The organism is Pinirhizobacter sp., assembly GCF_036499745.1.
Classification (GTDB): domain Bacteria; phylum Pseudomonadota; class Gammaproteobacteria; order Xanthomonadales; family Rhodanobacteraceae; genus Pinirhizobacter.
The window spans coordinates 23,844-45,309 of the sequence record NZ_DASYDG010000052.1; the positions used below are offsets into that span (position 1 = coordinate 23,844).

General features: G+C 63.3%; 13 protein-coding genes. 5 read left to right on the forward strand and 8 right to left on the reverse strand.

Annotated elements, in window-relative coordinates; all coding sequences use genetic code 11:
* Window positions 1-65 precede the first annotated feature (65 nt).
* The gene (locus VGM61_RS17530) at window positions 66-974 is read left to right on the forward strand and encodes a LysR family transcriptional regulator (RefSeq protein ID WP_331524179.1); all 909 of its coding nucleotides are present in this window, start codon (window positions 66-68) and stop codon (window positions 972-974) included.
* Window positions 975-977: 3 nt separating this feature from the next.
* Here the strand turns inward: VGM61_RS17530 and VGM61_RS17535 are convergent, their stop codons facing one another.
* A complete protein-coding gene (locus VGM61_RS17535) occupies window positions 978-5,609 on the reverse strand; it encodes a glycosyltransferase (RefSeq protein WP_331524180.1) in 4,632 nt (1,543 codons plus the stop codon).
* A gap of 846 nt (window positions 5,610-6,455) precedes the next feature.
* Between VGM61_RS17535 and VGM61_RS17540 the strand changes: the two genes are divergently transcribed.
* Genes VGM61_RS17540 through VGM61_RS17550 form a run of 3 tightly spaced genes read left to right on the forward strand, consistent with a single transcriptional unit; the run spans window position 6,456 to window position 9,393 of the window.
* Entirely contained in the window at window positions 6,456-6,779 is a 324-nt protein-coding gene (locus VGM61_RS17540) for a hypothetical protein (RefSeq protein WP_331524181.1), read from the forward strand.
* Window positions 6,745-8,598: a diguanylate cyclase gene (locus VGM61_RS17545; protein ID WP_331524182.1), complete on the forward strand. Its 1,854-nt coding sequence runs from the start codon at window positions 6,745-6,747 to the stop codon at window positions 8,596-8,598. The genes VGM61_RS17540 and VGM61_RS17545 overlap by 35 nt, the downstream gene beginning before the upstream one ends.
* A 33-nt stretch (window positions 8,599-8,631) precedes the next feature.
* Window positions 8,632-9,393 (forward strand): DUF1080 domain-containing protein, encoded by a 762-nt coding sequence (locus tag VGM61_RS17550; protein ID WP_331524183.1) that lies wholly within the window; start codon window positions 8,632-8,634, stop codon window positions 9,391-9,393.
* Window positions 9,394-9,407: 14 nt separating this feature from the next.
* On the opposite strand, the gene VGM61_RS17555 is transcribed toward VGM61_RS17550, so the two are convergent.
* The 4 genes from VGM61_RS17555 to VGM61_RS17570 form a co-directional block, all read right to left on the reverse strand.
* Window positions 9,408-9,650, reverse strand: coding sequence for a hypothetical protein (locus VGM61_RS17555; RefSeq protein ID WP_331524184.1), 243 nt, complete (start codon window positions 9,648-9,650; stop codon window positions 9,408-9,410).
* Window positions 9,651-9,856: 206 nt separating this feature from the next.
* Complete coding sequence (locus VGM61_RS17560) at window positions 9,857-11,680, reverse strand: GGDEF domain-containing protein (protein ID WP_331524186.1); 1,824 nt, start codon at window positions 11,678-11,680, stop codon at window positions 9,857-9,859.
* A gap of 13 nt (window positions 11,681-11,693) precedes the next feature.
* The gene (locus VGM61_RS17565; RefSeq protein ID WP_331524187.1) at window positions 11,694-12,020 is read right to left on the reverse strand and encodes a hypothetical protein; all 327 of its coding nucleotides are present in this window, start codon (window positions 12,018-12,020) and stop codon (window positions 11,694-11,696) included.
* A 110-nt stretch (window positions 12,021-12,130) separates the two neighbouring features.
* Window positions 12,131-12,976, reverse strand: a complete 846-nt coding sequence (locus VGM61_RS17570) for an SAM-dependent methyltransferase (RefSeq protein WP_331524199.1) — start codon at window positions 12,974-12,976, stop codon at window positions 12,131-12,133.
* A 442-nt stretch (window positions 12,977-13,418) separates the two neighbouring features.
* On the opposite strand from VGM61_RS17570, the gene VGM61_RS17575 reads away from it, so the two are divergent.
* Window positions 13,419-16,904 carry a patatin-like phospholipase family protein gene (locus VGM61_RS17575; protein WP_331524189.1) on the forward strand — a complete coding sequence of 1,162 codons (3,486 nt, stop codon included), beginning with the start codon at window positions 13,419-13,421 and terminating at the stop codon, window positions 16,902-16,904.
* Here VGM61_RS17575 and VGM61_RS17580 read toward each other — a convergent pair.
* The 3 genes from VGM61_RS17580 to VGM61_RS17590 all read right to left on the reverse strand — a co-directional run bounded on the left by VGM61_RS17580 (window position 16,901) and on the right by VGM61_RS17590 (window position 21,333).
* Complete coding sequence (locus tag VGM61_RS17580; protein ID WP_331524190.1) at window positions 16,901-17,323, reverse strand: DUF3617 domain-containing protein; 423 nt, start codon at window positions 17,321-17,323, stop codon at window positions 16,901-16,903. The two genes, VGM61_RS17575 and VGM61_RS17580, sit on opposite strands and share 4 nt — an antisense overlap.
* Before the next feature lie 72 nt (window positions 17,324-17,395).
* Window positions 17,396-19,429, reverse strand: coding sequence for an alkaline phosphatase family protein (locus VGM61_RS17585; RefSeq protein ID WP_331524192.1), 2,034 nt, complete (start codon window positions 19,427-19,429; stop codon window positions 17,396-17,398).
* A gap of 272 nt (window positions 19,430-19,701) precedes the next feature.
* Window positions 19,702-21,333: a multicopper oxidase family protein gene (locus VGM61_RS17590; RefSeq protein WP_331524193.1), complete on the reverse strand. Its 1,632-nt coding sequence runs from the start codon at window positions 21,331-21,333 to the stop codon at window positions 19,702-19,704.
* Window positions 21,334-21,466: the final 133 nt, after the last annotated feature.

Sequence of the window (21,466 nt, forward strand, 5' to 3'; positions counted from 1 at the left end):
TGCCGGTCGCCTTGACAATCCGCCCATCGTTCCCATCACTAGTGAATCCAGTTCACAGGTGCGCCATGGATAACCGGACCGGGGAAATGCAGGTATTCGTACGCGTGGCGGAAACCGGGAGTTTTTCCGAAGCCGCACGCAAGCTGCGGATGACGCCATCGACGGTGAGCAAACTGGTGTCACGCATCGAGGAACGCCTTGGCGTACGCCTGGTGGAACGCTCCACGCGCGCACTGGCACTGACAGCCGAGGGCGTGGCTTATTTCGAGCGTAGCCAGGCCCTGCTGGCGGAACTTGACGACATCGAGAGCAGCCTGGCCCAGCACCATGGCCAGCCGCACGGCACGGTGACCGTCAATGCGTCGGTGGCCTTCGGCACGATGGCACTGGAACCTCTTCTGCCGGCGTTCTGGGCCCATTACCCCGGCATCGTGATCGACCTTTCCCTGTCCGACACCATTGTCGACCTCTATCTCGATCGCACCGACGTCGCCTTCCGCGTGGGCAAACTGCAGGATTCGAATTTGCATGTCCGGCGCTTGGGCACGGCACGCCGCATGATCGTCGGATCGCCCGGCTACCTCGCCCGCGAGGGAACGCCGCTCACCGTCCAGGACCTGGACCGGCATAACTGCCTTGGCTTCAACTTCCGTCGTGCGGCACCGGTCTGGCCGATGAAGGATGGCGGCCGCGTGGTGTCGCGCATGCTGGGCGGCTCGTTGCTGGCCAACAATGGCGAAACGGTCCGCCGCATGGCGCTGGCCGGCGTCGGGCTGGCGCGGTTGGGTTCGTTCAATGTCACGGACGACGTTGCGGCCGGACGCCTGGTGGAGGTGCTTGAATCGTCTGGTGTCGATGAACCCGAGGAAATCAACGCCGTGTACCTGGGCGGCACTCGCATGGCGCCGCGGGTGACAGCCTTCCTGGATTTCGTGGTGCCCAGGTTGCAGGAGTTTCTCAACGCGCGCGGATGAGCATCAATCATTCGATGGCACCCAACTGTTCCGGCTTCCGGGGTCGATTCGCGCCGCCAGCGGGAAATAAGCTTCTATCGCATCGGCGACGGCGAGCTCCAGTGCCTCGTAGCGAATGTCGTTCTCCCTGAGCACACGCATGGCCGCTATAAGGTCAGGTATCTCCGGCGCATGCTTCTTCAGCACGTCCCTGAGCATGGCCGGTCCTGTGAGTTCAGACAGTTCACGCCCATAGGATTGAGCATCCGCCTGCGGGGGTTCATTGAAGAAATCCGGCTTGATTGCGGCGCGCTCGATCATGCTTTCGACGATGCGGTCCAGCAATGGATTGCCTGCATGCGAACCCAGGTTGCTGGTGTTGACATCCCAGTCCAGCCCCAGCAATGCATGATTGACCGGTCCGCCGGACACTAGCTGGAAAGGAGCCGCCTGAAGCTCCTCGACCTTGGTCCAATCCTTGAGGATGACATCGTCCATATCGACGTACAGGCCACCATGGCGCTTGAGGATCCAGGCAAACCGCAACATGTCCATGGCGGCGGCGTTACATGGATGCAGGCCATCTCGCGCGGCGGTGTAGAGCTCGCCCGCCGGCGTCCTCAACCAGTCAAGGAACGCCCGGTCCCGTCGCAGGTCGTTGACCTGGACGTGCTGCGGCTCAAGCGTTGCCTTGAGTGCCCTGACCTGCGAGGCGTCGCCGAGGTCCACGTGCAACTGGGTAGACCATCCACCCTTGCCGTCATTGACTACCCTGGCGTTATCAACAAGTGTGGCCAACCAGGCCGCCGATGGCGGGGTGAGGCCCGTCCACCCAAAGCCGATGGTTTTGGGCAATGGCTTTGCATCGATGGGCGGGACGGGTATCGAGGGAATCTGGACCGATTCAAAGTGCGTTGGCGCATCAAGGGCACTGGTAACAGCACCTTCCCGCCAACGATGTTCCGCCCGCCGGAACACTCGGCCAGGTTGGGCGATGCTTCGCCAGGCTTGGAAGTCGACGTCGAAGGCGACCCTGACGCGCTCACGTCCCACCAGAAGGTGCCACGTCGAACCCGCAACCACGATGGTTTCGATACCGTCCAAGGGCATCAGCAAGGTCGATGGTTGTGAGAATCCGCCCCCAGGGCTTTCCCACTGGGTCAGCTCGCCTTGCGCCCTGTCCGTCACCCGAACCAATCGCCAGTGCCCTTGATGATCCAGGCGAACGACCGGTGCGTATTCAAGGCCGGGACGATTTTCTTCCAGGTGTGAAAGCAGGCGTGCGCGCGCCGGATCGTCCCCGTCGGGAATCGCGCGGGCCATCACGCCGTCGACCTGGACGAAGCTGCGCGGCGCGCCCCCGATGAAGGCGCTGTAATATCCATTGACGGCACCGTTCGGGAAGTCTTCCGGCCTGATGGGCGCGGCATAGCTGCCTTCCAGCGGTGTGCTTGCACGGATACCCTGCGCCGCCGCATCAACGAGAATTTTCGAGGTTGCCGGCATGTCCAGTGAGTCCACGATGGACGAGGCATCGAACGTCAATACCCGGAAACGATGGCGATGGTCCTCTGGAAGCGCCTCGATCACCTTGCGAACCAATGGCACGGCATGCGGCCCGTGCTTTTGCGCAACCACCATGGTCGTGCCCTGCATCCACGCCAGCCGGTGCGATCCCTCGGGCGTGCGGACCAGCATCAATGGCGTACTGCCCGTGCCAAACCGCGCCACCGACAATCCATGACTGACGATGTCGCCTGTCTGAGGATCAACACCGCCCTGGAAAACCTCGATGGACAGGTGCGCTGGCCATACCGGATGGGAAGTGAGACCCGTCAATAGCAAGGCTTCGCTGTCGGCGTCGTACTGTCCATAAAGCGCACGGAAACGCGCCGCCACCACGCGGGAGAACACGCCCAGATCGCCCATGGCGCTGGTTAGGTCGTCTGCATCCGGCTCGCCGCGCGCGAGCGGTCCCAGGGTCTGGTCCGCAAGTACGGCCATGGCATCGGCCCGCGTCATGCCAGGATAGCGATATTGCAGTTGCGCCATGGTCGCCTCGGCACGCGTATCGGACGCAGACGCAGGGGAGCCGGCCGCAACCCGACCGGCAGTAAGGAAATCGTTGGGCTGTCGAGGGGTCTCCAGGTCAAAGGCATGCAGACATGCACGTCTGATTTCCCGAACATGGCGTCGCACCCAGTTGTCACTGGCCGCATTGACGATCTGGCGGCGTGCCTGCAGAGGCGGGGTGCCGGCTGCCGAAACATGACTGGCGCCCAGGAACGGCTCCTCAGCCAGGGCGACGTCCAGGATGCCCGGGATGCCGATGCGCGATCCGCGTGGTGCATCACGCCGTGCGCCGTAGAACCCTCCAGGCTGGCGATGCAACGTGAACTCGTCGCCCCTGGTCACCAGGCCTGAGCGTGGACTGAGCAGGTAGGCCGTTATGCCATTGTCGTCCACCACATGTACCCGCTTACCCAGAGTATCGGCGAGGAACTGCGCATAGAGCGCCTCGCCGATTCCATGCACCGGCTCCTCGTGCCTTGGGTACGTCGACAGCAGGCGGTTGAGTATGTCGCCGATGGCAATGCGGGTCGCCGCAGCGTTGAACCACGATGGCGGTGCTTCACCGCCCCAGATACGGTCGAGCTCCGCACGGGTTATGCCGGTCATGTCCTGCAGTCGCGTCGCGGCATCCCGGGTAGCGGGCAAACCGGCCATGGAGAGCGAACGGGACAGCAAGGTAGTGTCGTCCAGGCCCGGCGTGTCATCGAGGTCCAGCACCCAGTAGTCGCCACTGCGTTTGATCGCCGGCGCGTAGTCGCCGGTGTCGCCTGGACGTAGTCGCCACCTGCCATCATCGCCGCGGCCAGCGGCCAGTACGGTCGTCGTTCCAGGCGGCTCGTCCAGGCGAACGAACGACTTGCCCAGCACATGGATGACGCCATCGTTTGAGGGTTGCTGGCCGTCCACCATGGACGCCACCGGACGGACCATGGCATCGGCGTCGAATCGCCAGAATCCGTCGGTGGCGCCATCAAGGGCAACGCGTCGATACCCCGCTTGCCGAAGCTCCGCCTGAGCGGCCATACGGCCTGAGTAAAGTCCGAACGCGAGGTCCAGTATGTCGACGGCGGCGCCTGCCAGACGCGCACCGCTGCCACGGCTGCCATCGAAGACTCCTTGCGCTACGCCCACACCGATGAATCCGCCAAAAGCCGCTGTGCGCAAGCGGTTAAGGCCATGCAACCTGCCCGGTACCGGTGTGATGAGCAGGTCCAGGATCTCCGAAGCCATCTCCAGGCCTGCCTGCCTGGCGTAGGTCCAGTCCAGTTGTCCTTTGGGAGTTGCCAGGCGAGCGGCATTGGCCCTGATCCGCGAACGGGCGAAATCCCGACCGGGGGATGCGAGCGCCCAGGGTGGGGCGACCGCCGATGCGTAAGGACGGGATAATGACTGCGGCCTCCAGCTATCAATCACCAGCGTGATGGCGGGTTTCGGAAGCACTGCGGACACCACATCGCGAAGCAACTCCGCAACCTGGTTCAGGCCGGGAAGCGGCGCGTCCGTCTGGGCAAGCGACTTACGCAATTCAACGGCACGTTCCCGGTCATCCGCCGACAACTGTGCCTGCAGCCATGGCGCGGCAAGATCCACGGTGGAATTCAGCCATGCCTCGGCTTGCGCCTGGTGGCTAAAAACGCGCAACGGATAAGCCGGATAGCCGATCGCATGGGCAACAACGCCCACGTCCTCGATGGCATAGGTAAAGTACGGCAACTGCACCCAGTGTCCCACGCCAAGTGCCGGCACGGTGATACCGAACTCGGCACGGTAGCGACGCCAGTTACTGCTTTCTGGCGCAACGACCGTGGCCTTATGAAGGCGATCACGCACCGAGGCATCGACGCCCGTCGTCGCCGGTGAGCGGGCGGCATCCATGATGTCAAATGCCATGGTATCGATGTGTAAATCGTTCCGGCGAAGGGCGGCGCCCGACCCGGCCTCAAGCAAATCGTCACCCAGCCGCGCCGCCCGCGCACCGGGATCGACGCGACGCACGATACCGGCGAATTGGGAAACATCCGCAGACCAGACCGCCGCGCCGCCGCCCCGGACCCTGCTGATGAATGACGCCGTGACGAAGTCCCGGCCGGCACCGAAATCCCAGGCAACCGCATAGGAGAAGCCCTGGCGTGCGGCGTCCCAGAGCGTGACCGAGTGACGCTTGGGCACAAGTTCGCCTTCGGCCAGCGCCCGGGGCAGGCGTGAATGAACCTCATGGTAGTCGGTGTTCAGCCAGGCGGTCCGGCAGTCCAGCGGACCATCCACCTGAGGCCCGATCGCCACGTTGATGGCGGTGTTGATCGCAGCCACGCAATCGTCTTCCCAGGTTTTCACCCGCGCCTGGAAATCTTGCGAAATGGCATCGGCGCTGGTTCGAATTCCAGTGCGTAGCTTGAGATACGCCCGCCATTCGTTCTGCGGAAGTGGACCCATGAAAGCGTTGAGCTGCTCCACCGCCAGCCGGCGGACGACGTCATCGTTCCAGGTTTTCGCGTCGGCCAGGAACGTGGCTGCACCCGGTGCCGATGTCAGGTTTCGTGTCGGCGGGGGGACATTGATTTTCAATGTTCCGGAACCGGGCATGGATGCGCCGCGCCCTGCGACTACTGGCGATTGACGTCTGTGCAACGCCCAGGGGACGCGCCTTTGAGGCACGAGTTCGGCGTCTGCCATGGGGAAACAAAGCATCGTGCATGCGCCCAGGCCGGATGTCCCGGGCAACCTGGACGATGATGGGTGGCTGATGGAACCCAGGGCTGCTCCAAAGCCAGGCGCGGCCAGTGCGAGCAGGGCAGCGCGTACGGGGGAAAGGCGGGTGAAGTCCAGTTTTGGCCGAGCGTCCCCCAACGAAGATGTCTCCATGAGGTTCAAAGGGACGGCATTAAAATCCTTCGTCGGGTCACGTTCGTATGCCTGCAGGAACGACAGGGTTGGGCGCGGATTAGTACGGAACTCATCCAAGTAGTCGGTGAAGTCACACATGGGCTCGCCCGGCTGCCACCAGGCTGAAACAAGGTTCCGCACGCTTCCGATCGCGCGCGAAATCATGTTTTCGTGGGTCGATCCATCCTTGGCTGACACGGGACTGGCGGCCACCGTTGCGTCCGGTGTCTTCATGGGGCGTCCATGCCTTCGTCATAAGCGGCCCGCGAGTCTACGAAGTCGGCATGCGGGACTCTTGCGCAATTCGTCCGCCAGACAGACACGGCAACCTGGACCCGGGCTCGTACCCAGCGGAATACCTACCGCGACATGGTTCAGGCCACCCTGGCCCGCCAACGATCGATCCCGAAGTCCGCCGACGGCTGGAAGTCCTAGGCCGGACGTAAGGCACTGGCGACCCGTATTCGGCGTATGATCTGCGGTCGGGGGACCTGGCGGACAGGCTGGGGCCATAGCATCAGTACTCTCTTTTGCGGGGTCGTGGGGATGCCGGACATCATTGATTTTCTCGAGCGCATCGGGTGCGAGCCCGGCCTGCGCGACCAGGGCGACGTTCTTGCGCGCGTGCTTGAGGACGCCTGTATCGAACCTGCGCAACGCGCGGCGATCCTTGCCGGCGATGTCGACGGGCTACGGTCGCTGCTGGGACACGGCGCGATGTTCGCCTTGCAGATGCCAGCGGAGGAACAACCCGACGACGAGCGCGAGCCAGGCGAGGAAGACGAGGAAGACGAGGAAGACGACCGCCCTGGCGACGATGGCCGCACGCAGTTGCGTGCGCGGGAGATTCCAATGGCTTGCCTCACCTAACACCATGCGCGCGGCCGGCTGTACGCGCCGCGCCCTTTGGCGCCCAGCATTGGTGCTGGCGTGCCTGCTGTTCGCCGCGTGCGCGTTTGGCAAGGCCGAGCCGACGGATCCCGGCCAGTTGCTTGCGCATGCAGACAAGATCAAGACGATAGACCATCCGCAATTCGTACAGATCATCAAGGACCTGGCCGCGCGGTCGAACAGCCTTCAGCCGACGCAACTGGGCTACCTGAGGTTCCTTGAAGCCTGGCAGGTGGCCTATTCGGGGGACTACGACGTCGGTGGACGGTTGCTTACCCAGGTGATCGACAAGTCCGACGACCCGGTATTGCGCTTTCGCGCCACCGCGACGCTGGTCAACATCCTGGGCATTGGTCACCGCTACGACGAAGCCTTCGCACGCCTGTCGCAGTTGCTCGACCAACTGCCTACCATCAACGATGCCACGGCCCGTTTCCAGGGCCTGGGCGAGGCGGCCCAGGTACTGATTGCCGCGGGCCAGTACGACCAGGCCGCCAGCTATGCCGAGCAGATGATCGCCGACTACCCCAAAGGCGAGACGACGTGCAAGGGGATGGTCTTCAAGCTCCATGCACTGTTCAAAAGCGGCCGGTTGCAGTCGCTCGATCCTGCCTTCGCCGAAGGCGTAGACACCTGCGTGGCTGCCGGCGAAATACTGGTGGCCAATACACTGCGTGCGGATATCGCCGCCTTCGAGATCCAGCAGGGCGCCAGCCGCGAGGCCATCACCTTGCTGCAGGCCAATTATGCCGACGTGCGCCGCGACCAGTACCCGAGCCTGATGTCACAGTTCGACGCGCTGCTCGCCCAGGCCTACTGGGAAACCGGCGATTCCGAACACGCCCGCGCATCTGCCATCTCGGCGATCAATATGTCGATCAAGAGCGAATACACCGAGCCCTTGAGCATGGCCTACGACGTGCTGTACCGGATCGCCAAGGAAGAGGGCAACACACGCGCGGCGCTGGACTACCACGAGCAGTTCATGGCCGCCGACAAGGGCCATCTCAACGACATCACGGCGCGTACCCTGGCCTACCAGATGGTCCGCCAGCAGGTGGAAGACAAGAAGATCCAGCTGTTCGACCTCAGCCGCCGGAACCAGATCCTGCAGTTGCAACAGGAGCTCGACCGGGATGCGGTGAAAACCAGCCGCACGTACATCGTGTTGCTGCTTTTCCTGCTGGCATCGATCGGATTCCTGCTGTACCGCCTGCGCCGCTCGCAGTTGCGCTTCATGCGCCTGGCGCGGCGCGATGGCCTTACCGGCATCTGCAACCGCCAGCATTTCGTCGACGAGGCCACCCAGGCCTTGCGCTACTCGGCGAAATCCTCGCGCAGCGCTTGTTTGATATTGATCGACCTGGACCACTTCAAGACCATCAACGACACCCACGGCCACGCCGTGGGCGACCATGTGTTGAAGCGCACGGTCGCCGTGTGCCAGCGCCACCTGCGCTCGCGCGACGTGTTCGGGCGGCTGGGCGGCGAGGAATTCGGCATCCTGTTCCCCGAGTGCGGCGCCGAACAGGCCCTGGCCCGGGCCGAGGAGATCCGCCAGGCCATCGCCGAGGTGCCCCTGGACCGCGATGCCGGCCATGTCATGGTGACGGCAAGCCTGGGCGTGGCCTCGGCCGAGCGAAGCGGTTACAACCTGCACCGGCTGATGGTGGACGCCGACGACGCGCTTTACCGGGCCAAGCGGGAGGGCCGCAACCGGGTGGCCTCGGCCTCTTCGGCGGCTTCCGAACAGCCCCCGGGCGACCTTGAGATTTCCTATGCGGGCGAACTGGGCTAGCCTGCGCATTGGATTGTCCCCAGGAATCGAACCATGTCATATCGGCTGCTGACCCCCGTTGCCCTCGGCCTGGGGCTTGCCCTCGCCCTCCCTGTTGCCATGGCCGCCGTCGCGCAACCGGAACCGAACACGCTTTCCGACCAGGAAAAAGCCGACGGCTTCAAGTTGCTGTTCGACGGCAAGTCGCTCAAGGGTTGGCATTCGTACCTGCAGAAGGGCACCGGCAAGGACTGGAAAGTCTCCGACGGCGCCATCGTGCTGGAAAAGCACATCAAGGATGACCCAGCCGATTTCGCCGACCTCGTCACCAACGACGAATACGACAACTTCGACCTGAAGCTCGAGTGGCGGATGACGCCCTGCGCCGACTCAGGCGTGATGTTCTACGTGCATGAGTCGTCCGAATACCACTACACCTGGGCCACCGGCCCTGAAATGCAGATCGCCGACCTCACCTGCACCCGCCCGGACAGCACCACCCTGTACGAGCGCTCGGGCGACCTCTTCGACCTGATCTCCTCCAATGTGGAATGGGTGCATGAATCGCCCCAGTGGAACCAATTCGAGATCATTGCCAAAGACGGCCACGTGCAGTTCTTCCAGAACGGCCACAAAGTGGTGGAAACCCAGTTGTGGGACGAAAAATGGAAGGCGCTGGTAGCTGGGACGAAGTTCGCCAAAATGCCCGGCTACGCCAAGTACAGGAAGGGTCATATCTCCCTGCAGGGAGATGAAGACAAGGGTAGCGAACCGATCCACATCACTTTCCGCAGCATTCGCATCAAGCCGCTTTAGGCGGCCAAACAGCCCTATGGCAGGCGGTCGAGCGCCTTGTGGATGCTCTGCGACACCTTGGTGGTGATCGGCATGAGGTTGCTGCCATCGACGAGCTGGATGTCCTGGACGTGGATGTACGCGCGGCGTCCGCTGCGGCGATGCACGGTTTCAAGCTCCCACACCTGGGCCACGCTACCGGCCATCTTGATCTGGGCCTGGTAGGCGTAGACCTCGCCGTTGGTCGCGCGATGCTGACCCTGGATGTAGTGGTCCATTGAAAGACTCCCCCGTCCCGACTCGCCGCAAAACATTCCGGCGCAACCTTCCCTCCGCACGCAGGTAGCGTTCCGGGGGAAAGGGCCGATGAGTCTGCCCGCTCGCTGTATTCAAAGTCAAACCGACAGGTATGGATTGCACCATGCGACGGTGTCCGTCGTATGTCAGGCGATTCTATAAATGCGAATAATTCTCGTTTTTTTGATTATGCCATGCGGGGTTTCGTGGATGCGGCGCCTGGTAGCGGCAGGGTGGCTGAATCGCCCCCGTCACCATCCAGGACGACCCGATTGCGCCCCGTGCGCTTAGCCCGGTACAGCGCGGCATCCGATGCACGGCACAGGCGCTGCAAGTCGTAGCCAGTCATATCGGTGCAGGCCAGACCGATGCTGGCCGAGTAGGAAACCACCACGCCTTCCATGACCAGCGGCGAGGCTGCGAGCGCCAGGCGGATGCGCTCGGCGACCAGGGCACCCTGCAATCGCGGTGTATCCATCAGCAGCATGCCGAACTCCTCGCCACCCAGGCGCCCGAGGAGGTCGGCCTTGCGCAACTGTCCCTTGAAGATCGTGACAGCATGCTTGAGCACCGCATCGCCCACGGCGTGCCCATGCGTATCGTTGACCTGCTTGAAATCATCCAGGTCGAGAAAAACCAGGCAGCCGTCGCCGGACCGCTTCTCCAGGGTTCGCAGCGCGCGCTCGGATTCGCTCATGAAATGCTGGTGGTGGAAGATCCCGGTAAGCCCATCGCAGGACGACAACCTCATGAAGCGAAGTTGCGAACGCTTGATGCGTACCATCCAGAAGATGATCGAAAGCAGGACGAGGGACATCATCACGATATAGAGACGGCCCGTCTCCACGGCCTTGGCATCGAACGCCTGCTGGAGCCGCAAGATGCGGTTTTGCTTGCTCAGGCCCTCCGTCTCGAGCTTCTCTGCGAGGAAGTGCTGGCTCGCAGCCTCGTAGGCTGCATTCCTGACGTTTGCATCGCTCAGGTAGCCCTGGTCCTGGACGACATAGTGCTCGTAGAAGTCCAGTGCGCTGGCTTGATGCCCCTGCGCCTTGTCGATCGAGTACAGGACGCGGTACGCGAACCGCAGCGCCTCGTTGACGTCGCCGGCATGGCCCATGGCAACGGTCTGGAGTGCAGCTCTCCGCGCTTCGGTGGTATTGCCCAATTGTTGGTATATCCGGGCGCGTTGGCTGGCCAGATCGATGACATGCGGAAAATACTGGCTTGCCTTGATGGCGGGCGAAATGCGTCGGATGGTCGTCAGGGCCTCGGCCAGCTTGTGTTCGGCGAGCAAACGATCCACGAGGATGAGCGACATGGTGTTGGTGAAAATCGGCTGGCGGTCGGCCGTGCAGATGTCGATCGTGCTCAGTAATTCCCGACTACGGGAAGTGAGCTGGCGGGAGCCCTCGAGGGCGGTAACCTTCTGCACCATGGCCTGGCAAGGGGATTGTCCGGCCGGCGTGGCTTTAAGCATCAGTTCGGCGTACTTCAGTCCCTGCTTGGGCTGGCCCGCGAACGTCAGCATCTGCGACAGGTTCGCCAATAACACGAATCGGGCCACCGGGTCGGTCACGACAGGCAGCGTGTCCGCGGCGCGGGTCGCTATGGCGTAAGCCTCTGCGTATTTGCCCTGCTCCCCCAGGTTACTCATCAACATGGCGGTGGCGCGGGTTGCCAACGCATTGTCATCGGCATGCGCCACGACGTCGCGGAGGGCGGCCTCTGCTTCTGGATAGTGCCCTTCGTAATTCGCTTCCCAGCCGTCGAGGAAACGCAGGTGCCACCTTTCACCCTTGCTCAGGCCGGCCGCTCCGCGATGGAGCTCGCCCAGCTTGTCTACAAAGCGCGCGTGATCCGTCGTGCGTATGGCGTCGACCTGCGCGATCCGCCCGCCGTCAGAGTCTCCCGGCGGCGCCGGAGCAGCATGGCCGCGCGGCACCAACGCCCACAGAGCGAGCCCTGCCAGGACCGGCCAGGACCGCATGTGGCCAAGGTGACGGAGGGCCATGCCGATTCTCCCCTCAGGTCGAGGGCGTATCGTCGGGATCGTCGGGACGTGGATTCCGCTCGTCGTCCTTGCCATCGCCATGATCGTCGTCGGGGTGATGGTGATGGTCGTCGTCGGGGCCTTCACCCTCATGCCCACCCGTCTGGCTATGGTGCTCGACATGCATCTGCTCGAGACCCAATTCCTTCGTCAGGGTCGTGGCGTCTCCATGGGCGGCCAGTTCGCGCAACCCGGCCGAGGCATCGGAGGACTCAAGCGCCTGTGCCAGTTCCTCAGGCGACGCGTGCCGCAATCTGGCATCACGGCCGATGGCTTCGAGCAGTTCGACGGTGTCGCGCATATGCTTCCCTTGGTTCTTGTTTACCTGTGGCGTCGACCACCAGCGCCCGATGGCGCGATGACGGTCCGGCATGACGCTGTAGCGGCGAGGCGCCCGGTTTCTTTAGCTTCTCAGGCCGGAACGGCAGGTTCGGTGCCCGTGCCGTGGACCGCATCGAGCGCATCCAGGCGCGCGCGCATGATGGCGTTTGGCTTGAGCGCGCACGCCGGCGGCAGCAACAGCGTTTCCTGGCCGGTGAACTGGGCGGCAGGGAAGTCACGCAAGGGCATGCGCTGGATGTGCGGCGCTTCGATCGGCAAAGTCGGCGCGCGATAGACAATCGCCGGATGATCGGCAGGATAGTCCTGGAGCAGGCGCTCTGTCAGAAGCTCCCGGTACGCGTCTGGTGTCCGGAAACGGCCAAGCGAGCGGTCCCCGACCACCCCGAGCTGCCAGAGGATCACGTGGCTCGTCGTGTCAAGATTGCGCTCGAAGAAGAGCAACTGGCTGGCCTCCAGATGCTGACAGCCGACGCGGCCTGGATCGATCCCGAGGTCCGCGTACAGGCAGTCTTCGGCGGACACGCCGGCCTCCATGTGCGCCTGGTAGCCTTCGGCGCGGGCAAGTTCGATCACCTTGTGCGGCGACCAGGCGAAAATACCGGGGTGGCCGTAAAAGACGGCACAGACTCGTTTTCCCGCCCGCACCTCGGCCATCATCACGTTGACCCACTCTCGGTAGGTCTTCATCCGCGACTTGCCCGGCCGGTAGTACGGCTGCAGGCTGCGAACTTGCGGATTCAGGCGGCGTAGCCACAACTCCACCACATAGTCCGAAAGCGCTGCGAAAACGACGTCCGCGGTCTCGATATGGCTGCGCGAGAGCGGCGTCAGGTGGGAGCCCAGGGTGATACCCATGCCGACGCAGGCGATGCTGCCGCGGCGGAGTTCGCTCGATGTTGGCGTGAGTGTGTTCATGAGCTGATAGTAAGCAAAATCATTGTGACCGGCGTTGGCGCCCCAGAACCGAGGATCATGAAGAACCTCCGAACCCTTCCCCTGCGTCGCCTCGCGAACGCTCACCATAATGTGACACAACTCACATTTTCGATAGGGGCCGTCGTGCGTCACTCCCTGTCGCGAAGGAGCATGGTGGCAGACTGCACTGACGCAACGCCCAAAAAAACATAAGGTTACGTTGCACACCGGGCTAGGTGCCTGCGGCACCCGACCCTCGCTTCCGCTTCCGCCAAGCCGCGGCCCTACAACACATGGCCGACCGCCGCAGCGATGCCTAGGCCACATGCGCAACTTGTGCGCGTGCAAATACGGCTCTAAAAGATCGGTACCAGGGGAGAAAACACCTTCATCGAACGCGCCTTGGCGCGCGGCGAAGCGTGTTTCGTGCAGGGGAACCAGCATGCCCGACCCAACCCACGCCGCCGTCCAGGCGCCTTCAAACCCGGCACGGGTGGCCGAAGATGCCGTGATCACGGCACGGCGCAAGCTCGCGAACGTTCCCGATGATGCTCCCCGGATCGGCCTGGCACTTTCCGGCGGGGGTATCCGCAGCGCCACCTTCTGCCTGGGCCTGCTCAGGGCGCTGGCGAAGAACCGCGTACTGCATCGCTTCGACTACCTTTCCACCGTGTCCGGCGGTGGCTATATCGGCTCGATGCTGGGCAGGCTGTTCCACGCCAAAGTCAGCCCTGGAGACGTTGAAGAAGGCCTTGCCCGGGACAGCTCACTGGTGCTGTGGTGGCTTCGCAACAACGGGCGCTTCCTCGCACCGGCTGGGGCGGCGGACCTGTTGCAGGCCCTGGCCAGCCAGCTCCGGGGTTTCCTGGCCACCCAGGTGGAAGTGATGGTGCTGATGGTGCTGTTTGCCGGCGTGATCACGCTTCCCCATCTTGGCTGGTCGCTGTTCTCCGCTTCCTACACGCTGCCTTTGCACGTAAGCGTCTGGTGGTACCTGCTTCCCATCCCGGCAGCTTGCGGGGTAACCATGTGCTACGCCTATTGGTTCCTCGGCAAGGAAAGCGGCGTGGGCGTGTCCACCGCCATCCTTGCCACGGCCGTGGGCATTTATCTGGCGATCCACGCCTGCAGCAGCAAAGGCACCTTCGACGCCGTCCTGCTTGGCGTCGGCGCCCTTGCCCTGCTGCCCTCGCCGGTCGCGTGGCTGGCAGCCCGCATCAGCGGCGCCAGGGGATTTGCCGAAGACACCAATCGCGTTCGCTACACCACCGGGCTAAGCCATAGCCTGCGGCTGGTCGCGCTGACCTTCGCCTTCGGCGCCCTGGACATGGTGAGCTGGTACATGCGCACCCTGCTCGAACCCGGCCGTTCGCCGGCCAACAGCCGCGTTGCCTTCGGCGTGGGCGCCACCACGGCGGTGTTGGTCCTGGCGCGCATGGTCATGCCCATGCTCAAGACAAAGGAAGGCGGCAAGATTTCCAACCTGCCCTGGGCGATGATCGCCCATATCGTCGGGCTGGTGCTTGTGGTGTCGGTGGCCGTCTTCTGGTTGACGATTTTCCAGGCCATCATCTTCCCCGAGCAGGACAACGGCTTGGCGGCGCTCCTGCACAATGCGTGGCTGCGCTGGCTTGCGGTAGCGCTGGCGAGCGCCGCCTATATCCTGCTCAACGGGCGGCTGCTGCAGCAGCTGAACCGGTCGTCGCTGCACTACTTCTATCGTTCCCGGCTGGCGCGCGCCTATGTCTCGGTGGGTAATTCCCCCGAAGGAGATGCCGACGGCGTGGTGAAGCGCTCCGGCAGCAACGACACGCCGCGGTTCAAGGTTTCTCCGCTGAAAGAGAATACGCGCGAGCGCACGCAGGAAACGACCGGCGTCACCCGCCTGGTCAATGGCGACGATGCGTGCATGTCCACCTATCACCCGCATCAGTACGGCGGCCCGGTTCATCTGGTCAACTGCTGCATCAACCAGACGGTGGATGACCGCACCGGCAACTTCAATGCCGATCGCAATGGCATCTACCTCACGGTGAGCTCGCTGGGCGTCGAAACCGGCACGCACGGACCGGTGCTCGGTTCCGATGGATGGCTTGCGCGTACCACGCTTGCCGAGTGGGTGGCCGTGTCCGGTGCGGCGATCGGCTCGGGGATGGGGTCGATGACAAAGCCCGGCGTGGCGGCGCTCAGCTTCCTTACCGGTCTGCGGCTGGGATACTGGCAGGGAAACCTGCTCGACGGTGCGCCCAAGGGGCCGACGTTCCTCTCCAAGTACCGGGCGCTACTCCAGGAAATGTTCGCCCGCTTTCCGGGCCTGCGGAACAACGACTGGTACCTGTCCGACGGTGGCCACTTCGACAATACCGGTGTCTATGCGTTGCTGAAGCGGAAACTTCGGCTGATCGTGCTGGCCGACTGCGGCGCGGACCCGGAGTATCTTTTTGCGGACGTTGAAAACCTGGTGCGCAAGGCGCGCATCGATTACGACGCAACCATCGCGTTCATCGACCCGGCAAGCCTGGTTGCCCTGGCAGGTTCCGATGCAGGATGGTTCGGCACTCCCGACACCATTCTTTCCGAAGATGGGCCAGAGCATTTCCTGCTTGCCCGCATCGTCTACGACGAAGGCCCCCCCGGCGCCTTGCTGATCGTCAAGCCACGCAGGAGCCCGGACATGCCGCTGGATGTTGCCGGTTACGCGGGGCGTGAAGGCGACTTCCCGCAACAAAGCACCAGCAACCAGTTTTTCAGCGAGTCCGAATGGGAAAGTTATTGCGCGCTGGGAACGATCCTTGGTGCGCCCATTACCCGGGCATTCCTCGACCATCTCCCGGCATGGGCCGAAAAGGGCGCCGTGATGGGTACCGACATGGCCAGCATGACGGCCCCGGTGGTGGACCGGCCCCGCGGCAAGCGCATTGCCACCACCGTGGGCGCATCATTGGGCATCGGCGCCATCGCCACCGGCGCCATCGCCGGATGGCAGGCATGGGGCGACCATAGGGACCAACAGGTCCAGTGGCAGTCGACCTTCAACAGCGAGTCACGCCTGTTGCGCGAGTACCTGTTCGACGCGGGGCAAAAGAAGGCTCCCTTTAACGAAGATGCCGATGCCAGCGTCAGCATGTTCGCCTCGTCCATCGACGGTCTGACGCTCACCGATCGCCAGACCGAAGTATTGCAGGATCTTTCGCAACTCCTGCAGCCCCTGTGCGATGCCACTGCCGACGAGCAGGCTTCAAGGAAATGCGAAGGCAGCATGTTCTTCCTTGCCAGCGGGGGCCATGAATCCACGCCGTGGGACCGTGCCCTGGTCGGCTATGTCACCTGGCACGACCGCAGCACGCGTGACGCGGCGGAAGTTGCCAGCGAAGCCGGGCCGGCGAACGTGACCTCGCCCGCACCGCCGCCGCCACCACCGCCGCCGGCCATCACGGGGACAACTTCACCGGATGTCACCGCGCCAGCCGCGGCTTCGGTAACCACGGCAGCTCCACCACCGGCGGCGGCACCACCGATCGCGACGAACGCAAAGGTCGTCGCCGCGCCGACGACACAAGCCCTGCTGGCCGCCTGCCGGCCAGCCGGTTCGCCGGGATTCGTGATGTACACGCAGATCTATGACGAATCCCAACGCGACCCCGTCAACCAGCTTCTGGGGCAGGCCAGGCTCATCGGCATCTCAGCCACCGACATCGAGAACGTCACGGCCACCGCGGCAATGAAGAATCGCCGCACGCCCTATCGCTGGCGCTCGCCCACGATTCTGTATGGACCGGAGGGCAAGGACTGCGCGCAGAAGCTGGCGGCCTGGATCACCGCGCATCCCACTGCTGTATCGCCGGGCGCCGCGCAGGCCGTGCCGTTGCCCTCGTGGGCGAACAGCGCTCCCAATACGCTTGAACTGTGGCTGCCGCCGCCGCGTTAGTCTTGCGGACTGGTGCAGGCGGCGTAACGGTCGCCTTGCACCTGGGTCACCTCGCCACGGCCTTCGACGGTGACGCTGCCGGTGTAGTGCTTGGCGCTGTCGAAATCCACGTGCGCGGAAGCGCCCGGGGCCGCCTTGCAGGTGAGGTTCCAGGTGAGCGCCGTGCTTCTGCGATGCTGGTTCGTGGGCGTGCACTCGCCCTGCGCCGGTGTCCACGCGGCGAACGTGACCCAGGGGTCGGCGCCTTCATCCACGCAATGCCAGTGCACTTCCGGCGCGCCAGCCTTGCCGTTGACCACGTGCCGCACCTGGATCTTCCACAGCCCGGGCATGGCGCCAAAGTCGCCGGGATCGGCGTGGGCGCCGAACGCGGCAAGGGCGGTGACAAGGCCGAACATGCAGATTTTATTCTTCATCATCAGTATTTCCTTGCAAACGCGAAAACCCTGCCCGCTTTCGCGGGCAGGGTCGTGACTGCACGAACGCTCCGATCAGTCGCTGATCGACGAGGCGTCGCTGACGTCTTTCTTGGTGAAGCTGAACATATCCATGAGGTTGCCGATGGCCGGCGCGTTCACCGGTACGTACGGGTTCTTCTTGAACGCCACGGGGTTCGGCAGGTTGTCGCGGCTGCGGCCGGAGATCTGATCCTTCAGGTTCCAGTTGGCCTCGACGAATTTGTCGAACGAGACATGGTCGTAATACGTGTGCACGACTTTGCCACCCAGGGAGTACTTCGATACCACCAGCAGCGGGATGCGCGTGCCGTCGCCGAAGAAGTCGATCGGCTGGATGTAACCGGAATCGTAGTAGCCGCCGCCTTCATCGAAGGTCACCATGATCACGGTGTCATCCCATACCTTCGGGTTGGCCTCGGCCATTTCGACGATTTTGCGCACGTAACCTTCGAACAGGTCCAGCTTCGACGAGGCCGGATGGCCATCGAGGATGCCGTCCGGCTTGGCGATGGATACCGCCGGCAGCGTGTTGTTCTGGATGTCGTTGTACAGGTCGTTGATGTCCTGGTTCTTGGCCCGCAGTTCCGGGTTGGTCATGACCTGGGTGGAGTACAGGAACGGATCGCAGATATTGCAGAAGGTGCCGCCTTCGCCGTCTTCCTTGCCGTTGCCGAAGCCTTCACCGTAGTACTTCCACGAAACGTTGTGCTTCTCAAGCAGCAGCGCAAGGTTTTGCTGCGTGGTCGGCGGGATGGTGAACTGGTCGGCGCCCAGCGGAGCCGGTGTGCCGTCACCCATGTAGCCCGGGTTGTAGTTGTTCACCAGGTAGTAGGCCTTGGCTTTGCAGTCGCCGCCCTTGAAGGTCAGGTACGGCAGGGACTTCAGGTAGTTCTTGACCTCCTTCACACCCGGCTGGCTATCGTCCGCACAGTTCACGTAGGAGCCGCCACCGTAGCCGTCCTGCACCCACCAGTTGTTGGTGCCGAACTGCGAGTCCGGGTTCTCGATCTGGTTTTCCGGCGGGGTGGTCGGATCGCCGTTGGCGTCGGCGTAGTAGATCAGGTTGCCGTAGCCCAGCATGATGTGATTGGCACCGGTGCCACCCATCACCGACTGGTGGAAGTTGTCGCTCATCGCATACTTCTGGGCCAGCTTCTTGAAGTACGGGGCATCGCCCTGGGCCATGTTCAGGAACTGCATGGCGGTGGAGCCTTCACCGGTGCTCTGGTCGGTGAAATTCGCCGGCAGCGGAGCGCCGTTGTTGCCCGCGCCCATGGTGGTTTCTACCCACGGGAACAGGTCGTTGAGGCAACCGCTGGGGTTCGCCGCCGTGGCCGACTTGATGTTGCAATCGAGCTGCTGCCACATCTGGAAGAAGCGGTGCACGGGGCTGTTGGCGTAAGCGTCGTAGCTGATCGACGCATGCATGTCCACCGGCGCATTGGCGAGCTTGGCCGGGAAACGGGTATCGACCACGCCATTGGGCAGGCCCGTGCCACCGGCAGCGAGCATGTCGTAGGTGCCATCGGGCAGTGCCGGCTCGATGGCCTGCGCCTGCGCCGCCGAGGCAAACGGCGCCGCGGTGGGCGCGCCACCGGTGTTCATCTGCGGGAGCGTCTTGTACTTGCCGGCCTTCTTCGGCGACATGTCGAACTTGCCGGTGCTGGACGCCATGAACTGCGTGGCAAGGTCCGCGTTCGGACCGGGCGTGCCGTCGGCATTGACGATGCCCTTGGACAGCAGGTTGTCCACCGACTGACCCTTCGGCGGGGTGTACGTACCGTACACGTGGTCGAACGTGCGGTTTTCACCGATCAGCAGGATCACGTGCTTGATCGGGGTAACGGTATTGCTGCTGTTGTCCTGGCCCTGCTTCGGCTTGTGCAGTACAACGACTCCGCCGGGAAGGCCAACCTGGTTCTTGAAGGGGGCCACGGGCACATTCGAGCGGAACTGTGCATCGTGGTCGGGCGTGGTGTCCTGGGCGCTGACGACGCCGGCGAGGCCGACGGAAAGCGCACCAATCAGCAGCGGCAAAAGCCGTGTGCGGCGCAACGATGTAACCATTGTGGATCTCTCCCTACTGGAAGTCTTCCCCCTGATTCTTGTCGACAAGGTTGTGGGTAGCCTCATCGACCGCCGTGAGCATCTACCTCGCACATGACGAATCGTTGGCACGCACGCGACAATGCGTGAGGGTGTGATGACGTTCGTGTGTCAACGCAAGATATTGCGAACAATCGTTACCACCGCAACAAAAAAACCATAAGGGGTCAGAGTCATTTATCCGCAGACGGACAAATGACTCTGACCCCTTATGGGTTCAACCCCTTATGGGTTCACACCAGTTCGTAAGGGCGCATCATTTCGTTGTCTTCGTGCTCGAGGTAGTGGCAGTGCCAGACGTATTTGCCCGGTTCCCCGTCGAAGTGCGTGATGATGCGGGTGACCATGCCAGGATCGCAGCGCACGGTGTCTTTCCAGCCGGCTTCGTGTGCTTCGGGTGGGATCGACGGCCCGGTGAATTTCAGTTCCTTGCGGGCGTTCCACGCGAAGAGGTCGAACGGACGGCGTTCGAGTACCTGGAAGCGCACAAGATGCAGGTGGACGGGATGCGCGTCGCCCGTCACGTTGACGAACGTCCAGGTTTCGACCGTGCCTTTCTTCGGCTTTTCGCTGATGGGATCGCTCCACATCTTGCCATCGAGCAACATGATCATCGGGTTGCCGCCGGAGTCGTCGTGCTCGCCCAGGGCGAGCACGCGGTCTTGCACGGCGGTGGATGGATCAGTGCGCTGGACCGGTCGCAGCGCGGCCGGCACCACCGAGGTATCGCGGCGGCCCTTGGTACGCACGCGGAACTCGACGATGCCCTCGGCCTGGTGGCGTAGCTGCACCGACTGACCTGCGTATGGGCTGAAGTCGACGACCACCTCGGCGCGTTCGGCCGGGTAAAGCTCGATGCGCTGGCGATCGAGCGGTGCGGACAACAGGCCCTGGTCGCTGCCGATCTGCTGGAACGGCTTGCCGTGCGACAGCGAAAGATTGAAGAAGCTGGTGTTAGCCACGTTGATCAGCCGCAGCCGGTATGGACGCGGCTCGACGTCAAGATAGGGATACAGCTTGCCGTTGCACAGTACGGCGTCGCCGCGGCATTCGGGCACCCAGGGCGCCTCGGGATCGTCCGATACCGGGTAATAGAGCTTGCCGCTCTTGGCCAGCAGGCGATCGTAGAGCATCAACGGGATGTCGAACGCGCCCGACGGCAGGCCCAGCGCTTCTTCGTCTTCGTCATGGACGTGAAAACTTCCGAACAGGCCCGCGTAGATGTTCAGCCGCGTGATGCCCATGGCGTGGTCGTGATACCACAACGTGGTCGCGTCCTGGGCGCCCGGATAGAGTGCCGTCACTGACTTGCCCGGCACGTACCAGTCATCGGGCCAACCGTCGTTCGGCGCGGAAACGCGCCCGCCGTGCAGGTGGGTGACGGTGCGCACCTCGGGTTTTGATTTCTCGGCTCCGTGGACACCGTGATCGATGGGCAGGAAATGTTTGGTGGGAAGTTCGTTGGCCCATTCCACCAGTACCGGCTCGCCACGGCGCGTCACGATGGTGGGGCCCGGCGTGGCGCCTGCGTAGCCCCATTGCGGCGTGGGTGGCAGGTCGCGATGCACCTTGGCGCTAAAGGCCCGCATCGGCATACGGTAGAACGGCAATTCCCGGCCCGGGAAGGCGGCGTGGGCGCGCTTGCCCGTGGGCACGGCAACCGGCGGCACCGGCAGCGCGTCGACGAATCTGGCCATGGTCACCGGGTTTACCAGCGGCACGTTGGGCGCGGCGAGGGCCGGCATGGCCATGCGTTGTTTCATCGGCATGTCCATCGCCTGGGCCACGCGCAACGCATCGGTGAAGGCGCATGCACCGGCGAGTCCGCCGGCGACGCCCAGGAAACGGCGTCGGGAATTATCCATGGGAAATATCGTTGATTGCCTGTCGAGCGGCCCACCGTAGGTCGCCCAAATGACAAGGACATTGCAATCTAGGCCATCAGTCATGCGTAACCTTTTACGCTCGGGGCTCATCCCACTCCATGTATTTGGCCCA

Excerpts from the sequence above, each read along its gene's own strand:
- VGM61_RS17555 (WP_331524184.1), bottom strand. The coding sequence starts at position 9,650 with ATGGACCACTACATCCAGGGTCAGCATCGCGCGACCAACGGCGAGGTC.
- VGM61_RS17585 (WP_331524192.1), bottom strand. The coding sequence starts at position 19,429 with ATGGTTACATCGTTGCGCCGCACACGGCTTTTGCCGCTGCTGATTGGT.
- VGM61_RS17590 (WP_331524193.1), bottom strand. The coding sequence starts at position 21,333 with ATGGATAATTCCCGACGCCGTTTCCTGGGCGTCGCCGGCGGACTCGCC.
- VGM61_RS17570 (WP_331524199.1), bottom strand. The coding sequence starts at position 12,976 with ATGAACACACTCACGCCAACATCGAGCGAACTCCGCCGCGGCAGCATC.
- VGM61_RS17575 (WP_331524189.1), top strand. The coding sequence starts at position 13,419 with ATGCCCGACCCAACCCACGCCGCCGTCCAGGCGCCTTCAAACCCGGCA.
- VGM61_RS17540 (WP_331524181.1), top strand. The coding sequence starts at position 6,456 with ATGCCGGACATCATTGATTTTCTCGAGCGCATCGGGTGCGAGCCCGGC.
- VGM61_RS17550 (WP_331524183.1), top strand. The coding sequence starts at position 8,632 with ATGTCATATCGGCTGCTGACCCCCGTTGCCCTCGGCCTGGGGCTTGCC.
- VGM61_RS17580 (WP_331524190.1), bottom strand. The coding sequence starts at position 17,323 with ATGATGAAGAATAAAATCTGCATGTTCGGCCTTGTCACCGCCCTTGCC.
- VGM61_RS17535 (WP_331524180.1), bottom strand. The coding sequence starts at position 5,609 with ATGCCCGGTTCCGGAACATTGAAAATCAATGTCCCCCCGCCGACACGA.
- VGM61_RS17530 (WP_331524179.1), top strand. The coding sequence starts at position 66 with ATGGATAACCGGACCGGGGAAATGCAGGTATTCGTACGCGTGGCGGAA.
- VGM61_RS17560 (WP_331524186.1), bottom strand. The coding sequence starts at position 11,680 with ATGGCCCTCCGTCACCTTGGCCACATGCGGTCCTGGCCGGTCCTGGCA.
- VGM61_RS17565 (WP_331524187.1), bottom strand. The coding sequence starts at position 12,020 with ATGCGCGACACCGTCGAACTGCTCGAAGCCATCGGCCGTGATGCCAGA.